Source organism: Sphingomonas echinoides ATCC 14820 (assembly GCF_000241465.1).
Classification (GTDB): Bacteria; Pseudomonadota; Alphaproteobacteria; order Sphingomonadales; family Sphingomonadaceae; genus Sphingomonas; species Sphingomonas echinoides.
Window position 1 is genome coordinate 2,874,594 of the sequence record NZ_JH584235.1, and the last position, 19,534, is coordinate 2,894,127.

Here is a 19,534-nt window from a genome sequence, read left to right on the forward strand (position 1 = left end):
CTGTCCTATGGCTGGGGCAGGTTTCGCAAGGTGCGGACCATGGCGGCGGCGTGTTCGGCGCATTTCTGGATATCGCGCAGGCTGCTCTCCACTTCCGCAAGATCGGGGTGATCGCGCTTGAGCCAGCGCAGCGCGGCACCGGCATTGGAGAGGATACTGGAAAGCGGCTGGTTGATCTCGTGTATGATCGAAGCGGCCTGGATTTCTCCTTTGCCGCCTTCGGTGCCGTTGGCATCGCTTGGTGTCATTCGATTTCACCAGTCCATTGCGGTTGGAGGGGAGCCGTGAAGCGGTAAGCGCGAAGAAAAATGCGTGGCCGCATACGACGTTACGATACCAGCGGCGGCGGACGATTATTGTCGAAATCGCACACAATAACCAAAGCTTGTCCCATATTGCGCCCAGCTTTGCTGAGCGGTGCGCGCGTGCCTGTTCGGATCGGTCGAATGTCCCCGTGGCGACGCAAAACGTCTTTTGCCGTCCCTGTAAGATCGCGCGCGCCGACATCGAAAAGCGCGGCGGTCCATATCAAGACAGCATGACGTTCGCGGGGACGGATGCCCTTGCGCAGCGCGTTTGGCGCGGTTGGAAAATGCCGACCATGTTCCAAGCCCACCGAATATACGATTGTATGATTACTGCGCCGAATACCGACCAATACACGGCGCTCATCCGAAACCTCAGGATGTGCCCCATGAATGCCATAGCAACCGGCCCGCTGTTGCGGCCCGTTATGATAGCGCTGGTGTCCCCACGGACGGGAAGGGCGCGTGATGCGGATTGCGATTGTAGGAGGCTCGCTTGGCGGGCTCTTTGCGGCGGCGTTGCTGCAACAGGCCGGGCACACGGTCCATGTCTATGAGCGGTCGCGCGCGGGTCTCGCCGGGCGCGGTGCCGGGCTGGTGCCGCAGGAGGATGTCTTCGCGACCTTGCGTATGCTCGGACTCAACCATTTGGCGAGTGTGGGCGTGGTCGCGCGGGAGCGGATTTTTCTCGACCTGGCCGGTCGCATCGTCGACCGCGCCGCCACGCCGCAACTGCACGTGTCGTGGGATCATCTCTACACCGGCCTGCGCGCGCTTGTTGGCGAGCAAAATTACAGCCTCGGGCGGCTGGTCCAGCGCGCGGGCCAGGACGACGGCTTGGCCTGGATCGAGTTCGCCGACGGTGCGCGCGCGGAGGCGGATCTCGTGATCGGTGCCGACGGGATCGGGTCGGCGGTGCGGTCGGCCGTCATCGGCGGCACGCAAAATGCGCGCTGTACCGGCTATGTCGCCTGGCGTGGGCTGATCCCGGAAAACGCCTTGTCGGCATCGGCGGCGAGCACCTTGCTCGACCGCTTCGCCTTCTACACGGCGCAGCGGACGCAGGCGCTGGGCTATGTCGTGCCGGGGCCGCGCGGCGAGATCGATCAAGGCCATCGGCGGTACAATTGGGTGTGGTATCGACGCGAAGCGGATCTGAGCGCCACGCTGACGGACCGCGAGGGGCGGGTGCACCCCTTCTCCCTTGCGCCAAAGCAACTATCGAACGCGGCCAGGTCCACCTTGCGCCACGACGCCGAAACGCAATTGCCGCCGCAATTCAGGGATGCGCTGCACGCCGAGCCGGAGCCGTTTGTGCAAGCGATCTTCGATTATGAAACCCCGCAGATGGTCCGTGGCCGCTTGGCGTTGGTTGGTGACAGTGCCTTCGTCGCGCGTCCGCACACCGCGATGGGGGTGGCCAAGGCGGCGGCGGATTCGCTGGCACTGGTCGAGGCACTGGCGCGCGCGCCCGTCGAACAGGCCTTGCTGCACTATCAACGCCAGCGGTTGCCGGTTGGGCGCGCGATCACGCAATATGGTCGGCGACTGGGGGCCTTCATGGCCTGATCGGCCACGCGCGCCGGGCTTAGAGGGACGGGTGTTGGGACGCCTAGAACGGCACTGGCGCGGCGAAGCGGGCCGCGCTTTCTTCGCGCGCGCCGAGCACTTCCGCCATGCGCACCAGGTCGGCAAGCGATTGCGCGCGCATCTTGCGCATCATGTTTCCGCGGTGAATCTTGACGGTGATTTCACTGACACCAAGGCGCGCTGCCACCTGCTTGTTGAGCAGGCCGGCTGTCACCAGGCTCATCACCTCGCGCTCGCGCGGCGTCAGCGTCTCGTAAAGCGGGCGCGCCGTGTCACTTTTGCGCGTCTCGGCCCGGCGGACGGCGTTGAGGCGGACCGCCTCGGCGACTGCCGCGAGGATCTTGTCATCGGCGCAGGGCTTGGTCAGGAAATCGACCGCGCCCGCTCTCATGCCCTGCACCGTCATCGGGATGTCGCCATATCCGGTCATCAGGATGACCGGAACCTTGGCATCGCGCTCGCGCAGCTCCCGTTGGAAGTCGAGACCGCTCGCTCCATTCAGACGGACATCCAGCAAGAGGCACGCCGCATCCTTTGCGCGGGGGCAGGCCAGATAGTCGGCGGGCGCGGTGAAGGTGCGCACCATGAACCCCGCCGCGCGCAACAGGTTGTCGATCGCGCTGCAAACGTCGCGATCGTCATCGATCACGCAGATGAGGGCGGGGGGGCTTGCTGTTTCCGAAATGCTCATCGCGTGTCTCCCGCTTGCTCGTCAACGGGCAGCCGCAGCCGCTCGACCGAGGGGAATATGCCATCCGTCGCTTGGGACGGGCTACCATCCAAGCGAGCAGCCGCCCTACACCAAGGTATGGTGGCGCGAACGACCATGTCGGGCACAGGGGCGTAGGCTGTGGTACCGCGCGCTTTTGCCGGGCGCGCGGAAAGGGAGCGGGCCGCAGACGCTGCAGAAATGCTTCTGCGACCCGAGACGATGTACAGCGCTTTCAAACGCTAAGTATCTTTAAACGAAAGTATAAATTTAACGGCTGCATCGAATTTCTAGATGAGACCCGAGGCCTGGTGCCTCCTGGGGCGATTTTGTCCTGGTCAGGAAACGGCGCCGGTGTGGCGCTGGTCGAATCGGAGGAGAATTCTAATGAGCAACGGAAATAGCTATGCGCGCCCATTCGCCGCCCTGACGGCGGTTGGTCTGTTGGTGGTGGGCCTGTCTGCGCCGGCAATGGCAGCTTCGACCAAGAGCATTCAGAAAACCGAAGACGCGTTGCTCGCCGCCGGTTTCGTCGATCGCCCGGCCAGCACGCCCGAGCGCGTCGCGATGATCGCCCAACTCCCCAAGAACAGATTCATCCGCCGGGTGAAGGGGCAGATGGTGCATTACGTCTATGCCGATACCAAGAATTGCAACTGCATCTATGTCGGCACCCAACAGGCTTACGGGGCGTATGTGAAGGCGATGCAGGCCCAGAAGCTGGCCGACACGCAGCAGATGGCGGCGGAGGATTACGCGAATCCGGCCTGGAACTGGGGTGCCTGGGGCGGCTTCAACCGCGGCTGGGGCTTCGGGCGCTATCGCGGCTGGTAAGGGCAAGCAGGCGCGCCGCTCGACTGGAGCATCCGATGCTTGCGGCGCGCCTTTTTGATTTTTGAAGGGGAGGGCCAATGCCAGACACGGATCCAAGCGGCCTAGCCTTGCCAGGCCCGATGCCGCCGTTCGCCGCCCTCGGAACCCCCAATTTTCGACGGTTCGTCACGGGCCAGGGCATCAGCCTGGTCGGGTCGTGGACGGAAACCGTCGCACAGGCATTGCTCGTCCTGCAATTGACCAATTCGGCGGTCGCGGTGGGCCTCGCCACCGCCGCGCGGTATCTGCCGGTGCTGTTGCTGACGCCCTATGCCGGCCTGATCGTCGATCGCCACGACAAGCGCCGCATCCTGATCCTCACCGCCTGTTCGCTGGCGCTGTTGTCGGTGCTGCAGGGCGCTCTTGTCCTGTCGCATCACATGCAGATGTGGGTGGTGTTCGTCGTGGCGCTGGTCTTTGGCACGCTTTCGGCACTCGACAACCCTGCCCGCCAGGCTTTCATCCCCGAAATGGTCGGCAAGGGTCTGATCCGCAACGCCGTCACCATCAACAGCACGATGGTCAATGTCGGGCGGGCGCTTGGGCCGCTGGTCGCCGCCGGGCTGGTCAGCACGGTCGGCATCGGATGGTGCTTTCTCATCAACGCCATCAGCTTTGCAGCCGTGCTGCTCGCGCTCGCTACGATGGACACCCGCGCGCTGTTCCCGGTAAAACGCGTAGCGGTCGCGCGCGGTCAGGTGCTGCAGGGCCTGCGATATGCCGCGACCGTGCCCGAGATTATCGGGCCGATCGCGATGATGGCGCTGATCGGCACTTTTACCTACGAGTTTGAGGTCAGCCTGCCGATCTTCGCGAAGATGGAGCTGAACCCCGCACCTGTGACCTATAGCTGGCTGCTCGGCGCGTTCGGCGCGGGGTCGGTGCTGGGTGGTTTCTATTGCATGGTCCGTCCGGCAACGGGCTTGCCCCGCCTGGTACGCGCCGCCGCGCTTTATGCGGCGGCGATGCTGGCGCTGTCTTTCGCGCCGTCCTTGCCGGTGGCGGTACCGGTGCTGATCGTGGTGGGCCTGGCCAGCATCACCTTCATCACGACCGGAAATTCCACGATCCAGCTTGCCGCCGCGCCCCAATATCGCGGTCGGGTGACGGGTTTGTGGTCGACCGCCTTTGTCGGATCCACGCCGATCGGCGCAACAATAATCGGCTTTGTTGCGGAGGTCAGTCCGCGCTGGGCGATCGTGGTCGGCGCGCTGGCGTGCATCGTCGCGGCATGGGTCGGGTGGCATTTCCTGGGCCTGCACCCGGCCCCGAACGGCGATGCAGAGGATTCCGGGGCACCCCGCTCAATGCGATACGGAAAGCGCTGTGCATAAACTTCCGTATGATAGCATCTGCGGTGGTTCCAAGAGATCAGAGTGACACGTTTGCACCGGAGAATTGGAAGGAAAGTGCGATGATCGCAACAGAAAGTCCGAAGCCGGGTTTCGCGCCCCAGATCACAGTGTTGCCGCCGATGCCCGAACCGAGCGCGGTCGACGAGGTCAATCATCGCGTCGCCAACAGCCTGCAATTGCTTGCCGCCATGGTTTCGATCGAGGCGCGCGGGATCGTCGATCCGCTGGCGCTTGCCGCGCTGGACATGACGCAGCGCCGGATCGGCGCGATCGCGGGCGTTCACCGCCTGTTGTATCAAGTGCGCGATGCCCGCTCGGTCGACATGGCGGCCTATCTCGGCGAGTTGGCCGGCGATCTGGAGCAGAGCTGCGCCGATGCAGCCGGCGGACGGCATGTCCGCATCGACGCGGAGGCGCTGCATCTGCCGGCGGACAACGCGACCGCAATCGGCATCATTGTGTCGGAACTGGTCGGAAACGCCTGTAAATATGCTTATGATCCGGGCCAATCCGGGGATATCCAGATCTCGCTACGGGCGATGCCGTTCGGCGGCTATCAGCTCGAAGTCTCGGATCGCGGTCGCGGTATGGCGGGCGGCGTCGCCCCGCAGGGCACCGGGCTTGGCACACGGCTGATCGCAATGATGGCGGACCGGCTGCGCGCGCGCTATGCGTGGCGCGACATGCGGCCGGGGACTTGCTTCACCTTGCTGGTCGATCGGTGCTGACCGGCTTTATTGAAGCAATATCTGATCGATCTGTGCGCGGAATTGGGCGATCCGGGCGCGATCGGCGCTGGCATCATGGTCCGGCCGTGCGACCGCCAGGGGGCAATCCGCCGCGATCAGCACGTTGGTCATGGCGTCGGGGCTGATGGCAGGGTCCATTCGCCGCATCTCCTTGACCGCCTCTTCGACGACATTTTCACGGTTGCCGTCGCCCAGCCGTCCGGTCAATCCCGCGACATAACCGGCACCGCCGATGGAGGCCGGGGCGACCGCGGCTGCATCCGGGCACCCCACGACCGTAACGGGTTTGCTGGACGAGCAGCCGCCCAGGATGAGCGCAAGCGAGCCGAGGAAAATGCGTCCGTCCATATCGATCTCCCGTGGAACACGATCGTCATGGCGGCGCACCCGGGGGGCAGGGGAGGTGCGCCGCCATCGCCGAGATCCCTTCCGCGATGGCGGACGGGCGGCACGTCTCGCAGGCACACCACGCGCATCATGGCGGGTGGCACTGCTCGAACATCCTCGAAATATGGGGGCGCTGGCGCGATCCAAGTCATACCAAGGTTTGTATGGCCGAGGCCTGCCGGTGGCGCGGTTTTCCTGCGGCTGCCCGCTCCGACGACCGCTCCAAACCGCGTCTCCAAACCATTGTATAATGTCGGGGGCGCGGCCCGAAACCTAGATAGGCAGTGCCGGTCATATTCGGGACCAGTGGTCACACACGATCAACCGCCGAATCCCTATGCCCTGGCACCGACCGGACGTTCCTTCGGGCAGCGTCTCCATTCCTTCCTCCCAAAAAGGGCAAATGCGGATGTCAAACCTCAAGCGTGAACCGTCCCGGCGCGCGGTTCTTGTCGGGACCGCCAGCGTCGCTGCCGCGACGTTGCTGCCCACAGCAACTTTTGCGCGCCCCCTTCCCCCCAAGCACACCGGAGATACCAAGATGGCCAGCGGATTCATCAAGACCAAGGACGGCACCGAGATCTTCTACAAGGATTGGGGTCCCAAGGACGCCCAGCCGATCGTGTTCCACCACGGCTGGCCGCTGTCGGCGGACGATTGGGACGCGCAGATGCTGTTCTTCCTCGCCAACGGGTATCGCACCGTGGCGCATGACCGCCGTGGTCATGGGCGTTCCACCCAGGTCGATACCGGCAACGATATGGATCATTATGCCGCAGACGCTTCGGCCGTGGTGGAGCATCTGGACCTGCGCAATGCCGTCCACATCGGTCATTCGACCGGCGGGGGCGAAGTCGCCCGTTATGTCGCGCGGTACGGCCAGCCGCAGGGACGCGTGGCCAAGGCCGTGCTGGTCAGCTCGGTTCCGCCGTTGATGCTGAAGACGCCGAACAACCCCGGTGGCACGCCGCTATCGGTCTTTGACGGCTTTCGCGCCGCTCTCGCCGCCAATCGTGCGCAATTCTATCGCGATGTTGCCTCCGGCCCGTTTTACGGCTTCAACCGACCCGACGCGAAGGTTTCGCAAGGGGTGATCGACAATTGGTGGCGCCAGGGCATGATGGGCGGCGCGATCGCCCAATATGAGGGCATCAAGGCCTTTTCGGAAACCGACCAGACCGATGACCTGAAGGCAATGGCGGTGCCAACCCTGATCCTGCAGGGCGATGACGATCAGATCGTGCCGTATAAGGACGCGTCGATGCTGCAGGTCAAGCTCGTGCAGAACGGCACGCTCAAGATCTACAAGGGGTATCCGCATGGGATGCTGACCACCCATGCCGACGTCATCAACCCGGATCTGCTCGCGTTCGTGAAGGGCTGAGCCCCGGATCCGCACGACGACAAAAAGGGGAGGGTGGAGCAATCCACCCTCCCTTCTTCGTATCTGCAGCTGGCCTGTGTCCGTGTCCGGCGGGCGCGATCCCCGAGCCGACAAAAAAAGGGGGGCGGGCCGCGCGGCCCGCCCCCTCCGGGGGGGTATCAGCGCTTGTAGATGACGGTGCTGACGGTGTCGTGCAGCGAACCCTTGGGGTGCGACTTGCACGTGCTGACAATGACCGGGGTGAGCGTGTCGACAGCGCTGATGTCGATGGCCTTCACGCTGGGATTGCGGGCCTTGTTGTAGCCGATGATATAGGAAATCGCCTGCGGCTTGTACTTGTTCTCGATGTCGAGAAAGTCTTCGCAGCTAATTTCCTGGCCGCCTTTGCGCGTCTTTACGAATTGATCGGTGGTGACGACGCCGTTCTTGACCTGAATGTTCTTGGCCGTGCTCTGCGAGCAGGCCGGCGTCGCCAAAGCGGCCATCAGGATGCTGGCTGCGAAGAAGGAGGAGCTGCGCATGGGAAGAACCTTTCGTGTTACGCTCGCAAGCGTGGGTCATGGGACGATCTGACACTCCGGCCGGTACTGTGCGGCCAAAGCGATTTCGATCGCCGCCAAAGTAACGGCGCGACGGGCGCATTTTGATAATACGTTGATATGAGTCGGTGGCGCGATCGGTATCCGCTGGCCAGAGATGACACCGTTATTGCCCGTGTTGGTCGCGACGCTGTGTGTCGGCATCTGTCTGCGGACATGCGGCGACGTCAACGGGAAGAACTCGAAACGATCGTATAGGTATCACCACCAAAGCGGCTCGTCATACCGTGAAACAGCCCGAACGGATCTTGGTTCGGCGTCAGGATCACCGTAAAAGTCGAGGTATCGTCATGACCGACCCGCGCGCTGCGCAGCTTTCACCGCATCATGAGGCCCCCGTCTTCGGCAATCCGGATATGCCGGCCGAGGGTCGTGTGAACATTGCCGATGACGCCAAAAGCAGCCGCATGACCGGCCCGCGCAATCCGGTGATCGAAAGCCAGTTCCCGTCGCAGATCGATGCGCCGGCGACCGACATCAGCACCCAGCCGTTCTTCTGGTCGTCGTTCAACATCTCGCCGCGCCGCCAACAGCTTGGGGGCTGGGCACGCGAGCTGACACAGGCCGATTTCGCGATCTCCGACGAAATTTCTGGCGTGAACATGTATCTCGAAGCGGGCGGCATCCGCGAGCTGCACTGGCACCAGACGGCGGAATGGGCGATCATGACGCGCGGGCGCTGCCGCGTCACCACGCTCGATCGCCACGGCCGCCCGAGCATTGAAGATGTGGAGGCGGGCGACCTGTGGTACTTCCCGCCGGGCCTGCCGCACTCGCTGCAGGGGCTCGGTCCGGACGGTGCCGAATTCGTCATCGTCTTCGACGACGGCTCCCAGTCCGAAAGCAACACCCTCCTCATCACGGATTGGTTCGCGCACACGCCGCCCGAGGTGCTCGCCAAGAATTTCGGGATGCCGATCGAGACGTTCAAGGATATCCCGCTCCACAACCTCTGGATCTTCGCGGCGAACGAACCCGGCGATCTTGACGCCGATCGCAAGGCGGCCAGGGTCGTGGAAGGGACCGAGCCGGTGATCTTCCGCCTGTCGCGCTCGCCCGCCATCAAGAGCAATAGCGGCGGCAGCATCCAGACCGCGGACAGCCGCAACTTTCCAATCGCGAAGACCGTGGCGACCGCGCTGGTCACGATCGAGCCGGGCGGGATGCGCGAAATGCATTGGCACCCCAATGCAGACGAATGGCAATATTACCTGCGCGGAAGCGCACGCATGACGGTGTTCAACACCGGCCCCAAGGCGACCACGACCGATTTTCGTCCCGGCGACGTTGGCGTCGTGCGGCGCAATTACGGCCATTATGTCGAAAATACCGGCGATGACGTGCTGCAGTTCGTCGAGGTGTTCCGCTCGGATCGTTATGAGGAGGTCTCGCTCGCCAATTGGCTCAGCCATTTGCCCCCGGCGCTGGTCACCCAGCACCTCAATATCGACGCTGAGACGCTGGCGAAATTTCCGGTCGGAACCCAGGGTATCGTCCCCCTCCCGACCAATCGACCGTCCCCTTAGGCTTGGCACCTTTGGTGGTGCCCTGTCGTTCGGCGGCCAGACCCCGATCGTGTGCAGATTATACAATCCTCGGTGCTCGGGTCACCCTAAGCCCTCTTCATCGGGGTCGCGTCACTGCGTGGGCGTCAATCCGGGATGAGCTTGGCGTGCGGCTACGGGCGCGTGCAACATTTCTGCGCGGTGTGGGATTGATATGACCTCGATCGATCACAGGCCTTCGTCGAGCGTCGTATTTGGCACTGTCGATGCCGCAGAGTTCACAGACCAGGGTTCCTCGGACGGCAGCTTCACGCGACGGCTGTTTGGCCGGATCACCGAAAGTGCGGCGCTGGCCGATGCGCTCGCGCGCGTGCGGGCCAGCGGTCGTTCCGAAATCGTGTTGCTGTCGGGCGTGTCCGGGGTCGGAAAGTCGGCGCTGGTCCGCAGATTTCGCATGTTGATGGCGGCGTCGCCGCACCGCTTCACGGCGGGCAAATGCGACCAGCTTCACCATCATGCGCCGTTCGTGCCGATAGCGCAGGCATTGAAACATCTGGCGCATGGCCTGCTCGGCGAAAGCGATGCCATGCTCGAGAGCTTGCGCGCGTCCCTTTTGCCGGAATTGGGAAACGATACCCGCCTGGTCGTCGATCTCGTGCCGGACATGGAGATCGTGCTTGGAACCGGTGGCGCGCGGACCGACATGTCCCCCGCACTTGCAAAGGTCAGGCTTCACAAAGCACTGTTGGCGACGATTGCAGCGCTGGCGACGCGGGAAGCGCCGCTGATCCTGTTTCTGGACGATATTCAATGGGCTGACCCCTTCTCGCTTGAAATGCTGATGAGTCTGGCCGCCGATCCCCCGGCCAACACGCTCGTCATCCTGGCCTATCGTGAAGACGAAGCGCATGTGTATTTAAAGCCCATCGGCTTCCTCGACGGAATCGGCGCGTGCGCGCTTCCGGTGACACCGATCGCGTTGGCGGCGTTAGCGCCGGATTCGATCGTCGAGATGCTGGAGCACACCTTTGGCGGCTCGGATCGTGATCTGAGGGCGTTGGGGCACGCCATTCACGCGAAAACCGGCGGAAATCCGTTCTTCGTGCAGCAGGTTCTCGGCAGCCTGCGCGAGGAAGGGGTGATCCGCTATGACGAGACGCGGCAGTGCTGGATTTGGACCGCCCAAAACCTCGAAACGTCGGTGCACGCCGGCAATGTGGTCGACTTTACCGGTAGCCGGGTCGAGCGTCTGCCGCGCGAGCAACGCGAAGTCCTCCAATCGCTTGCGTTGATCGGCAGCCGTGCGGATGGCGGTTTGCTTGGGGCGTTCATGGATCTTGACCGCGATCCGTTGGAGGCGCGGACACGCCCGCTGGTCGAAGCCGGGTTCCTCCACCGCGATGCCACGCACTATGCGTTTGCGCATGACCGCATCATGGAAGTTTCCATCGCCTTGACCCCGGAGGCCGACCGGCCCGTTCGACATGCCGCGCTTGCGCGCCTGATGCTCGAGCAGCGCGGTACCACCGGTGTGACGGAATTCGATATCGCCGACCATGTCGTCGGGGCGATGGTGAGCGATGTTGCCATAATCGACCGACCTCTGTTCGCGCGCGCGCTGGTCGACGCGGCGGATCGCGCGTTGCAGACGGCCGCGGTTGACCAGGTCACGCGCTACATGGAGGGCGCGAAGCGCCTGTCGTCCGACGAATGGTGGCAAACCCATTACACCTTGGCGTTCGACATCGATTTTCGCAGGATCGAAAATCTGTTGCAGATTGGTGCTGTGGACATTGCCGAACGCGCGATCGACGCCTTGTTGGGCCATGCCGCCAAACCGATCGACAAGGCGCGGGTGTATCGCCTGAAGGCGATCACGCGGACGCTCCATTCCGATTATGACGGCTCGATCGCGGCGGGGCTGGCCGGGCTGGCGCTGCTCGGCGTCGATCTTCACCGCTTTCCCGCACAGGCCGAATGCGACGCCGCCTATCAGCGGGTTCGGATCGCGCTTGGCGATGCCCCGATCGCCAGCCTGGCCGATCTGCCCAAAACCGATGATCCCCAAATCGAGGCGATCATGGCGTTGTTATCGACGATGATCGCGGCGGTTTTCGCAGATGACGGACTGCGTTTCATCCACGTCGCCAAGATCGTCGAGCTCACGCTGGCCCATGGGGCCACTGCGGGGTCGGCTTATGGCCTCGCCTGGTTCGGGGTGTTCGTGTGCGATTTCTACGGACAATATGCCGACGGTTTCGAATATGGCCTGGCCGCGCTCGCGCTGGTCGACCGGCATGGATTCGAGACGCAGCGAACGGGTACGCTTGTCGCGCTCGATCAGCTCAGTCCGTGGACGCAGCCATTTTCCTACGCCGTCCTGCGGATCCGCGAAGCGATTGCGGCGGGGCATGCGGCGGGTGATCTTGGCATGACCTGTTATGCGCGCAACCACCTGGTGACGGACCTGCTGATGATGGGGGCACCGCTGTCGCTGGTCGAAGAAGAGGCCGAACGCGGGCTGCAGTTGACGCGCCGCATCAATTTTCGCGACATCGAATTGCTGATCGGCGGTCAATACGGGCTGGTGCGTCAGCTCAGCCGGAACGAAACGATGCTGCCGTTCGAATCAGCAGGTGACATCACCTCGGCCTCGACCCGGTTCTGGGTTCGCCTGAATGCCGGCATGGCTGCCTATTTCTTCAAGGATTATGCGCGGGCATCGCAGGTGCTCGACGAAGCGGAGTTCCTGTCCTGGGCGCTTCCGGCCAATATCGATCTGGCCTATCTCGCCTTGTTCTCCGCCCTCACGGCCGCCCAATACGGGGAAGGTGCGGACGCCTTGCGCAAGATTGAGGTCCATCGCGCTAGGCTCGCGACCTGGGCCCAGCTCAATCCTCGCAATTTCGAGAATAAGCGCTTGCTCGTCGAAGCGGAAATGGCGCGCCTGCGTGGCGAGGGGCTGGGGGCCCTGCAGCTTTACGATCGCGCGATCGAGGCGAGCGGGGACTTTGGCCACGAACGCGCGATGGCCCACGAACTGGCCGCGCGCCATTGCACCGCAATCGGGCTGGGCGTGACTGCTGCCTATCATGGCCGCGCGGCGCGCACCGGCTATCGCGATTGGGGTGCCACCGCCAAGGCCACCCTGCTTGAAACGGGTCATCCCGAATGGTTTGGCAGCCAGCAAGGCGATCAGACTCGCGACGTCGATACGGTGCTCGATCTCGCGCTGTCCTTCTCTCAGGAACTCGCCCCTGACCGGCTGACCGAACTGCTCACCAGCACGATGATCGAGCGCTCCGGCGCACAGCGTGGCTTGCTGATGATTTTGCGCGACGGCGAGCCCGTCATCGAATCCATGGGGGTTCGCACGCCGGGCGGGATCGAGGTCAGCGTGGCGGCGGTGATCCCCACCGCCGAGCGCATAGACCCGACGATCCTGAACACGGTGATGCGCACGCAGACATCGGTTGTCACTGCCGATCGGCAGCAGGGGCAAGTCCTGTCGATTCCGCTACTCCAGCGCAATCGGTTGCTCGGCATCGTGCATCTCGAAAGCTGTCCCGCCGAGAGCTGCTCGCCGTCCGGCGTCGCCTTGATGGAGCGGATCGCTGCGGTGGCCAGTATCGCGCTTGGCACCGCGCACCGGCACGCCGCGCTGATGGAGGAGGATGCGCGTCGCGCGCAGGCCGAAAACGCGCTGCGCGCCGCTCGGGCGGAATTGGCGCAGACCTCGCATCTTTCGGTGATGGGCGGGCTCGCCGCATCGATCGCGCATGAAATCGGCCAGCCACTCGCCGCGATCGTGTCGCATGCCGGGGCCAGCATCCGGTGGTTGAAGCGAGCTGAGCCCAATATTCCGGAAGCCGTGGCGGGTCTGCAGCAGATCAAGGACGGCGGTTTGCGCGCGGCCGACATCGTGCGCGGCCTTCGCGCGCTGGCCCGGCAGGAACCCGCATCCCGCGAACCCGTCGTTCTGAATGCCGTGGTGCGCGACGTGCTGGAGCTGACGGCGGCGGAAATCGACGAGCGCGCGGTCGTGCTGATAGTGCACCTCGACGAAACCGAATCCGTCGTCATCGGGGACTATGTGCAATTGCAGCAGGTCGTGCTCAACCTGGTGATGAACGCGATCGACGCGATGGGGAGCGTTCCGGAGGCGGAGCGCGCTCTGACGGTTACCACACACCGGGAAGAGGCCAGCGTCGCCGTGCGGGTGGAGGATTCGGGCACTGGCATTTCGCCGGAACATCTCGCGCGCATCTTCACGCCGCTGTTCACCACCAAATCGAAGGGGATGGGCATGGGGCTGGCGATCTGCAAATCGATCGTCGAGGCTCATGGCGGACGATTGACGGCACGCCATGCCGACAAACGCGGTACCGTTTTCACCTTCGAACTGCCGAGCACCGCCGAAGGTGCTGTGCCGGGAGAGGGCGCTTAGCCGGCCGAGCCCCGGCTAAGCCAGTCTTGACCATGCCCTGCCTCGGAAACGCGATGGCTCTGGCGGGCATGGCTGGACCTAATTCGCTAAAACCACTTGCACCTGTCCGCCATTATAGTCGGTCAGGAAAAGTGTCTGTCCGTCGCCGCCGACGCTGACCGAGCGCGGAAAGTGTGTGGCCGGAATGGACGCCGTCAGTTTGGGCGCACTTGGCACAGCGTCGAGCAAGGCGAGGTTTCCCGTGGCCGTCGCTCCGCCAAACCGATTGGAGTTCGCAACGGCCAGGCGCTTTCCGCCAGCGAACACCGCAAGCCCGACCGGTGCCTGCCCGCCGCTGTCGCTTTCCCCCAAAAACGCCTGTGCCGGATCGGCTTCAAGTCGGTCTGTTGAGAAGGCGAGGACCTTGTCGTCGCCCCGCGCCGCCACCCACACCGTCTGCCCATCGGGTGACACCGCCGCGCGCACCGGCGAGCACCCCGCCGCTGTCGCTGAAATCACCGAGCGGGCATCGCCAGCTTCGGCCCGGGCGACGTCGATCACCGACAACACCCCGAACGGCTGCGCGGGACCGTCGCCTTGTCGGCAACCGCCATGCGCGAGCTTTGGCACGGTCGCATTGGCCAACCGCGCACCGGGCCGCGCCACTTCGCTGGTCACGTAGAGCCTGCGTCCGTCGCGCGACAGCACCACGCTGGTGACCGCAGCGGCACCCGTTGCGACGCGGCCCACCACCCTGCCGCCGGTCGGTGCCCCCTTATCGTCATAGGAAAGCGCGACGATGGCGACGTGACCGCGCAGGTCGTGCCCCGCAGCATCGGTCGACACGACCCCATATTCGTTCGCGACGAACGCATAGCGACCGTCTGGCGAGATCGTAACGTCGATGCTGCCCTGCCGCGACGCCGCGCTTCCGAGCGAGACCGTTACCGGGCGCGCGTGGCAGCCATTGATTACGGCGGCACGGCTAAACAGTTGCAGGCCAGCATCCCCCGCCGCCACGACCAGCGTGTTCCGGTCCGCCGAGATCGCGATCGCATGCACCTGCTTCGCATCCACCGCTTGAAAGCAGTCGAACTTCAGCGCGGCAGGCGACGGGCCCGTAAAGACTCGCAGCCCTGTTGCGCTATCAGGCCGTCCATTTGCCGTGACCGTCACGATCACCGCGCCTGGTAGCGGCAGTGCCGCAAACGGGTGCCCCTGGGTCGGCAGGGCCGCGATCTCTTGCGCCCGTACGGGCGTGGCGAGTGCCAGCACAGCAAGAATCAGGAAACGCATGCAGTGCCTCTTTGAAGATCAGACAAAAACACCGCGTGCGAGAGTGTGCGCTTGCGCGCAGCACATCGCAACGCCTGCCAACGCTGGATAAGCCACTGTATGTCTGGAAAAATGGTGACGCACCAACGCTGAAAGCGACGGTGGTGCCGACCCGATCACCGGGCCTGACGCTCAGCGCGCGGTACGGTCGATCAGAACGCGCCTGCGGATCCAGTCTGCCATCGTGTCGAGCGCGACCGGTGCGACGGTCTCTTCGATATCGGCATATTCGCCCAAAGCGCCTGTCTTTGCCGTTTGGAACAGATGATTGAGACCCGGCAGCTCGACAAGGGTGACATCGGGATTGCCCTTGGTCGCCATCCGGATTGGCGGCAGGTTTTGCTCGGGCAGCACCTGGCCGTCCTTCGAGCCGTTCAGTGCCAGGATCGGGCATTTTACCTTTGCGAGCGTCGGGCCCGGATCATAGTCGAACAGATCGCGCATCCATTTCGAGCTCAGCGTGGTTGCCATCGCTTCGGCTTGCTCGTTGGAGCGGATCAGATCGGCACCCTCGCCCGTGATAACCTTCATCGCCCGCGCGTGGGCCTCGGCCTCGTCTTTCGATCCGCGCATCGCCAACACCATGCGGTCGGTCAGCGCCTGTGTCTGGCGGACCTGCTTGGGCGTCTGACCCATTGCCGGGGCAAGCCGGGCGCGCTGCGCCGCGAGCACCTGCGACAGCGGCACGCCGGGCCCCGCCATCAGGACGATGAACGCGATCCTCGGATCCTTCGCCGCAACCTTCGGTGCCACGATCCCGCCCTCGCTATGGCCGATCAGGCCGATCCGCGCCGGATCAATATCGGCGCGGGTGCGCAGGAACGCCACGTCGGCGGCGGTATCCACCGCGAAGTCGTCGTCGATCGCGGCGGCAAAGTCGCCGGTCGACTTTGCGACGCCTCAGTCGTCCATGCGCAGCACCGCGATGCCGTCGCGCGTCAGCCGATCGGCGATGACCGCGAAGGGCTTATGGCCGAAGATCGTTTCGTCGCGGTCCTGGGGCCCCGAGCCCGTGATCAGCACCACCGCCGGGAACGGGCCCTTGCCCGCAGGCAGGGTGAGCGTGCCCGCGAGCTTCACCCCCGGGGCGCTCTCTACCGTCACCTCCTCGGTGCGATAGGGGAAGGGCGGCTGCGGGGTCTGCGGGCGCTTCGGCGCAGCGGCCTGCTTCGCTTGCGGGGTAAAGACCAGCGGACCCTTATAGTTTGGCCCCTCCCATGTGCCGTCGATCGTGCGGCCGTCCGCCGATAGCGTCCCTTCGAAGCGGCTGCCGTTGACGGTGAAGCGGACCTTCTGGCCCTCGCGCGTGAGCGTGGGCAGCGGCAGGCCGAAGGCGAGCTGGTCGGGCGAATCCAGGCTCACTACCGTGCCCCGGGCATCGGTCGTGACATGGAGCACCAGGCGGATCGTCGCGCCCGCCGGGGTGATGGTCCCCGCCCAGTCACCGTCCAAGCCGGTGATCACCGGACGCGCATCGGGCTTGCCGGCGGTCAGCACCAGCGGCAGTGCCTTGCCCTGCCGCCATTCGCCGACCCAGGCTTTGCGCGCCGCATCCCAGCGAGCGGCATAGCTGGCGTGGATCGCATCGACGGCGAAGCTGAGCGCGTCGCCCTCCACCTTCACCGCGTCCAGCGGGATTAGGGCAGGGGTCTGATCGGGGCTCTGCATCACGCCCTGATAGCCGCCGTCAGCTTTGGGGCTGATCGTCACGCCGATCCGCAGCACGACGCCGGGAGGAATGCTGAGCGTGCCGTGCCACTCGCCTGCGGCTTGCTGGGCATGCGCCGCGCCGGGGGCGATGGCGGCCATTGCAACCGATGCCGCAAGGGCCGCGCTCGTTCGGATGATTCCGTACATTCCGTGTTTCCCCCTCAATAATGGTTGAACTAGGCGGCGCGTGCCCTGCCGCGCAGCGACAGGCCGTAGCCCAGCGTCACCGCAATCCCAGTGATAACGGCAGCGCTGCCGAGCGGCAGCGCCATGGAGAGCGGAGCGAACGCCATCAGCGCCGTATAGACCAAGCCGCTCCCGCTGTCCTGTGTCGAACGATCTTTGGCAGGTCGCCGGGGCCTCACACCGCCGAGTTGAGAGTGACGGAGACGATGTGTGCCGGTGCGGTGACGCTAAGGGCCGCGTCGGGCCGGGTATCGAAGCGGAAAGCGTCGCACGCCTGCATCGGGATGGCGCGGGAGCCGATGTGAAGCGCCATGTCGGCTGTCGCGACAAGGATCGCTCCAGCACCGACGCCGAAGATGGGACCGGCGGACACCATTCGCATCTCGCCTATCCCCGCAGTGCGCCGCACCATCAAGTTCAGGTCGAGCACCGGGCCGTTCTCGGGGGTACCGAAGGCAGCGACATCGCCCGGGAAAGTATAGGGTGCGCTGTGCGGCGTGAGCGTGATCGGTGCCGCGCCCGCCACGTTCAGCAGCAAGCGCCCGGAAAGGATCGCAAGGGTGCGATCCACCCCCGCAAAATGCGAAAAGGGCCCGGGCACATCGACGCGCGCCGCACTCAACCGCCAGGCGAAGCTCTCCATCCCGGCATCGTCGGGAAAGCTGGCGAGCGCGCGCGTCACGCCCCCGCCATTTTTCCACGCCACTTGCGGACGTGCGTCCGCGCGGATCAGCACGCCGTCGCTCACCCCAGGATCGCGGGCAAGTCGAGTCCCTTCTCGCGGGCGCAGTCCAGCGCAATGTCGTACCCCGCATCGGCATGGCGCATCACGCCGGTCGCCGGGTCGTTCCACAAAACGCGTTCCAACCGCGCCGCCGCTTCCGGCGTGCCATCGGCGACGATCACCATCCCCGAATGTTGCGAATAGCCCATGCCAACCCCGCCGCCATGGTGCAGCGACACCCAGGTCGCGCCGCTCGCCGTGTTGAGCAACGCATTGAGCAGCGGCCAGTCGCTCACCGCGTCGCTGCCGTCGCGCATCGCTTCGGTTTCGCGGTTGGGCGACGCGACCGAACCCGAATCGAGATGGTCACGCCCGATCACCACCGGGGCCTTCAATTCGCCGCTGGCTACCATTGCGTTGAAAGCGAGGCCTAAGCGGTGGCGGTCGCCAAGGCCAACCCAGCAGATCCGCGCCGGGAGGCCCTGAAACTGGATCTTCTCACGCGCCATGTCGAGCCAGTGATGCAGGTGCGTATCGTCGGGCAGCAACTCCTTCACCTTGGCATCCGTCTTGTAGATATCCTCGGGATCCCCCGACAAGGCGACCCAGCGAAACGGCCCGACGCCGCGGCAGAAGAGCGGGCGGATATAGGCCGGTACGAACCCTGGAAAATCGAACGCATTGGTGACGCCTGCGTCGAAGGCGACCTGGCGGATGTTGTTGCCGTAATCGGTGGTCGGCACGCCGGCTGCCTGGAAATCAAGCATTGACCGGACATGCACCGCCATCGATTGCTTGGCGGCGGCTGCCACCGCCTGCGGGTCGCGCTCGCGGCCCTCGGCCCACTTCGCCATGCTCCAGCCGATCGGGAGATAGCCGTTGATCGGATCGTGCGCGCTGGTCTGGTCGGTCAGCAGATCGGGGCGGATGCCACGGCGATACAGCTCGGGCAGGATTTCCGCCGCATTGCCGACCAGGCCGACCGAGACCGGCGTCTTGTCGGCACAACTCTGTTCGATGATCGCCATCGCCTCCTCGATCGTCGCGGCGGCGACGTCGAGATAGCCGGTGCGCAGTCGCATATCGATGCGGCTCTGCTGGCATTCGATCGCGAGGCACGATGCGCCCGCCATCACCGCCGCAAGCGGCTGCGCGCCGCCCATGCCGCCAAGACCGGCGGTGAGCAGCCATCTGCCCGACAGGTCACCGCCATAATGCTGGCGACCCATCTCGACGAAGGTCTCATAGGTGCCCTGCACGATGCCCTGCGTGCCGATATAGATCCACGATCCCGCCGTCATCTGGCCGTACATCGCCAGCCCCTTGCGATCGAGTTCGTTGAAATGCTCCCACGTCGCCCAATGCGGCACGAGGTTGGAATTGGCGATCAGCACGCGCGGTGCATCGGCATGGGTGCGGAACACGCCGACCGGCTTGCCCGACTGGACGAGCAGCGTCTCATTGGCCTCGAGCCGACGCAGCGTCTCGACGATCGTGTCGTAACTTTCCCAATCGCGCGCGGCGCGACCGATGCCGCCATAGACGACCAGTTCCTCGGGCCGTTCGGCCACATCGGGGTGGAGATTGTTCATCAGCATGCGCAAGGGGGCTTCGGTCAGCCAGCTCTTGGCGGTGAGGTCGGTGCCGATCGCCGCGCGAATGTCGCGGCTGTTGTCGAGGCGAGTCATGGCGAGTCC

General features: G+C 64.5%; 15 protein-coding genes and 1 pseudogene. 7 read left to right on the forward strand and 9 right to left on the reverse strand.

The features are described from left to right. Positions 1-5 precede the first annotated feature (5 nt). Entirely contained in the window at positions 6-248 is a 243-nt protein-coding gene (locus ON00_RS13475) for a histidine kinase dimerization/phospho-acceptor domain-containing protein (RefSeq protein ID WP_010406547.1), read from the reverse strand. 525 nt (positions 249-773) lie between these two features. Between ON00_RS13475 and ON00_RS13485 the strand changes: the two genes are divergently transcribed. Further along, positions 774-1,874, forward strand: a complete 1,101-nt coding sequence (locus ON00_RS13485; RefSeq protein ID WP_010406550.1) for an FAD binding domain-containing protein — start codon at positions 774-776, stop codon at positions 1,872-1,874. Positions 1,875-1,917: 43 nt separating this feature from the next. Here the strand turns inward: ON00_RS13485 and ON00_RS13490 are convergent, their stop codons facing one another. Continuing rightward, the gene (locus ON00_RS13490; protein WP_010406551.1) at positions 1,918-2,586 is read right to left on the reverse strand and encodes a response regulator transcription factor; all 669 of its coding nucleotides are present in this window, start codon (positions 2,584-2,586) and stop codon (positions 1,918-1,920) included. Between the two features lie 405 nt (positions 2,587-2,991). Here ON00_RS13490 and ON00_RS13495 point away from each other — a divergent pair, with 405 nt between their 5' ends. The 3 genes from ON00_RS13495 (at position 2,992) to ON00_RS13505 (ending at position 5,560) form a co-directional block, all read left to right on the forward strand. Then, entirely contained in the window at positions 2,992-3,438 is a 447-nt protein-coding gene (locus tag ON00_RS13495; RefSeq protein WP_010406552.1) for a hypothetical protein, read from the forward strand. Positions 3,439-3,515: 77 nt separating this feature from the next. After that, complete coding sequence (locus tag ON00_RS13500; protein WP_083834108.1) at positions 3,516-4,811, forward strand: MFS transporter; 1,296 nt, start codon at positions 3,516-3,518, stop codon at positions 4,809-4,811. A gap of 80 nt (positions 4,812-4,891) precedes the next feature. Continuing rightward, on the forward strand, positions 4,892-5,560 hold the full coding sequence (locus tag ON00_RS13505; protein WP_010406554.1) for a sensor histidine kinase: 669 nt from the start codon (positions 4,892-4,894) through the stop codon (positions 5,558-5,560). A gap of 6 nt (positions 5,561-5,566) precedes the next feature. Here the strand turns inward: ON00_RS13505 and ON00_RS13510 are convergent, their stop codons facing one another. Next, positions 5,567-5,929, reverse strand: a complete 363-nt coding sequence (locus tag ON00_RS13510; RefSeq protein WP_010406555.1) for a hypothetical protein — start codon at positions 5,927-5,929, stop codon at positions 5,567-5,569. 580 nt (positions 5,930-6,509) lie between these two features. On the opposite strand from ON00_RS13510, the gene ON00_RS13515 reads away from it, so the two are divergent. Next, on the forward strand, positions 6,510-7,352 hold the full coding sequence (locus tag ON00_RS13515; protein WP_010406556.1) for an alpha/beta fold hydrolase: 843 nt from the start codon (positions 6,510-6,512) through the stop codon (positions 7,350-7,352). Between the two features lie 158 nt (positions 7,353-7,510). Here ON00_RS13515 and ON00_RS13520 read toward each other — a convergent pair whose 3' ends face one another. Then, positions 7,511-7,873 (reverse strand): HdeA/HdeB family chaperone, encoded by a 363-nt coding sequence (locus tag ON00_RS13520; protein ID WP_010406557.1) that lies wholly within the window; start codon positions 7,871-7,873, stop codon positions 7,511-7,513. Between the two features lie 368 nt (positions 7,874-8,241). Here ON00_RS13520 and ON00_RS13525 point away from each other — a divergent pair, with 368 nt between their 5' ends. Both ON00_RS13525 and ON00_RS13530 read left to right on the forward strand, forming a co-directional pair. Further along, the gene (locus ON00_RS13525) at positions 8,242-9,477 is read left to right on the forward strand and encodes a cupin domain-containing protein (RefSeq protein WP_010406558.1); all 1,236 of its coding nucleotides are present in this window, start codon (positions 8,242-8,244) and stop codon (positions 9,475-9,477) included. 193 nt (positions 9,478-9,670) lie between these two features. Beyond that, complete coding sequence (locus ON00_RS13530) at positions 9,671-13,903, forward strand: trifunctional serine/threonine-protein kinase/ATP-binding protein/sensor histidine kinase (protein WP_010406560.1); 4,233 nt, start codon at positions 9,671-9,673, stop codon at positions 13,901-13,903. A gap of 78 nt (positions 13,904-13,981) precedes the next feature. On the opposite strand, the gene ON00_RS13535 is transcribed toward ON00_RS13530, so the two are convergent. The 5 genes and pseudogenes from ON00_RS13535 to hutU all read right to left on the reverse strand — a co-directional run bounded on the left by ON00_RS13535 (position 13,982) and on the right by hutU (position 19,525). Beyond that, positions 13,982-15,178: a lactonase family protein gene (locus ON00_RS13535; RefSeq protein WP_010406561.1), complete on the reverse strand. Its 1,197-nt coding sequence runs from the start codon at positions 15,176-15,178 to the stop codon at positions 13,982-13,984. 171 nt (positions 15,179-15,349) lie between these two features. Next, a pseudogene (locus tag ON00_RS19905) lies at positions 15,350-16,105 on the reverse strand (alpha/beta hydrolase family protein); the annotation flags it as partial. A 12-nt stretch (positions 16,106-16,117) separates the two neighbouring features. Then, positions 16,118-17,074 (reverse strand): alpha/beta hydrolase family protein, encoded by a 957-nt coding sequence (locus ON00_RS19910; RefSeq protein WP_010406565.1) that lies wholly within the window; start codon positions 17,072-17,074, stop codon positions 16,118-16,120. A gap of 214 nt (positions 17,075-17,288) precedes the next feature. Further along, positions 17,289-17,861 carry a HutD/Ves family protein gene (locus ON00_RS13550; RefSeq protein WP_010406570.1) on the reverse strand — a complete coding sequence of 191 codons (573 nt, stop codon included), beginning with the start codon at positions 17,859-17,861 and terminating at the stop codon, positions 17,289-17,291. Beyond that, on the reverse strand, positions 17,858-19,525 hold the full coding sequence (gene hutU / locus ON00_RS13555) for a urocanate hydratase (RefSeq protein WP_010406572.1): 1,668 nt from the start codon (positions 19,523-19,525) through the stop codon (positions 17,858-17,860). The genes ON00_RS13550 and hutU overlap by 4 nt, the downstream gene beginning before the upstream one ends. Positions 19,526-19,534: the final 9 nt, after the last annotated feature.

Coding starts and splice junctions, on each gene's coding strand:
- ON00_RS13475 (WP_010406547.1), bottom strand. CDS start 248: ATGACACCAAGCGATGCCAACGGCACCGAAGGCGGCAAAGGAGAAATC.
- ON00_RS13485 (WP_010406550.1), top strand. CDS start 774: ATGCGGATTGCGATTGTAGGAGGCTCGCTTGGCGGGCTCTTTGCGGCG.
- ON00_RS13490 (WP_010406551.1), bottom strand. CDS start 2,586: ATGAGCATTTCGGAAACAGCAAGCCCCCCCGCCCTCATCTGCGTGATC.
- ON00_RS13495 (WP_010406552.1), top strand. CDS start 2,992: ATGAGCAACGGAAATAGCTATGCGCGCCCATTCGCCGCCCTGACGGCG.
- ON00_RS13500 (WP_083834108.1), top strand. CDS start 3,516: ATGCCAGACACGGATCCAAGCGGCCTAGCCTTGCCAGGCCCGATGCCG.
- ON00_RS13505 (WP_010406554.1), top strand. CDS start 4,892: ATGATCGCAACAGAAAGTCCGAAGCCGGGTTTCGCGCCCCAGATCACA.
- ON00_RS13510 (WP_010406555.1), bottom strand. CDS start 5,929: ATGGACGGACGCATTTTCCTCGGCTCGCTTGCGCTCATCCTGGGCGGC.
- ON00_RS13515 (WP_010406556.1), top strand. CDS start 6,510: ATGGCCAGCGGATTCATCAAGACCAAGGACGGCACCGAGATCTTCTAC.
- ON00_RS13520 (WP_010406557.1), bottom strand. CDS start 7,873: ATGCGCAGCTCCTCCTTCTTCGCAGCCAGCATCCTGATGGCCGCTTTG.
- ON00_RS13525 (WP_010406558.1), top strand. CDS start 8,242: ATGACCGACCCGCGCGCTGCGCAGCTTTCACCGCATCATGAGGCCCCC.
- ON00_RS13530 (WP_010406560.1), top strand. CDS start 9,671: ATGACCTCGATCGATCACAGGCCTTCGTCGAGCGTCGTATTTGGCACT.
- ON00_RS13535 (WP_010406561.1), bottom strand. CDS start 15,178: ATGCGTTTCCTGATTCTTGCTGTGCTGGCACTCGCCACGCCCGTACGG.
- ON00_RS19910 (WP_010406565.1), bottom strand. CDS start 17,074: ATGTACGGAATCATCCGAACGAGCGCGGCCCTTGCGGCATCGGTTGCA.
- hutU (WP_010406572.1), bottom strand. CDS start 19,525: ATGACTCGCCTCGACAACAGCCGCGACATTCGCGCGGCGATCGGCACC.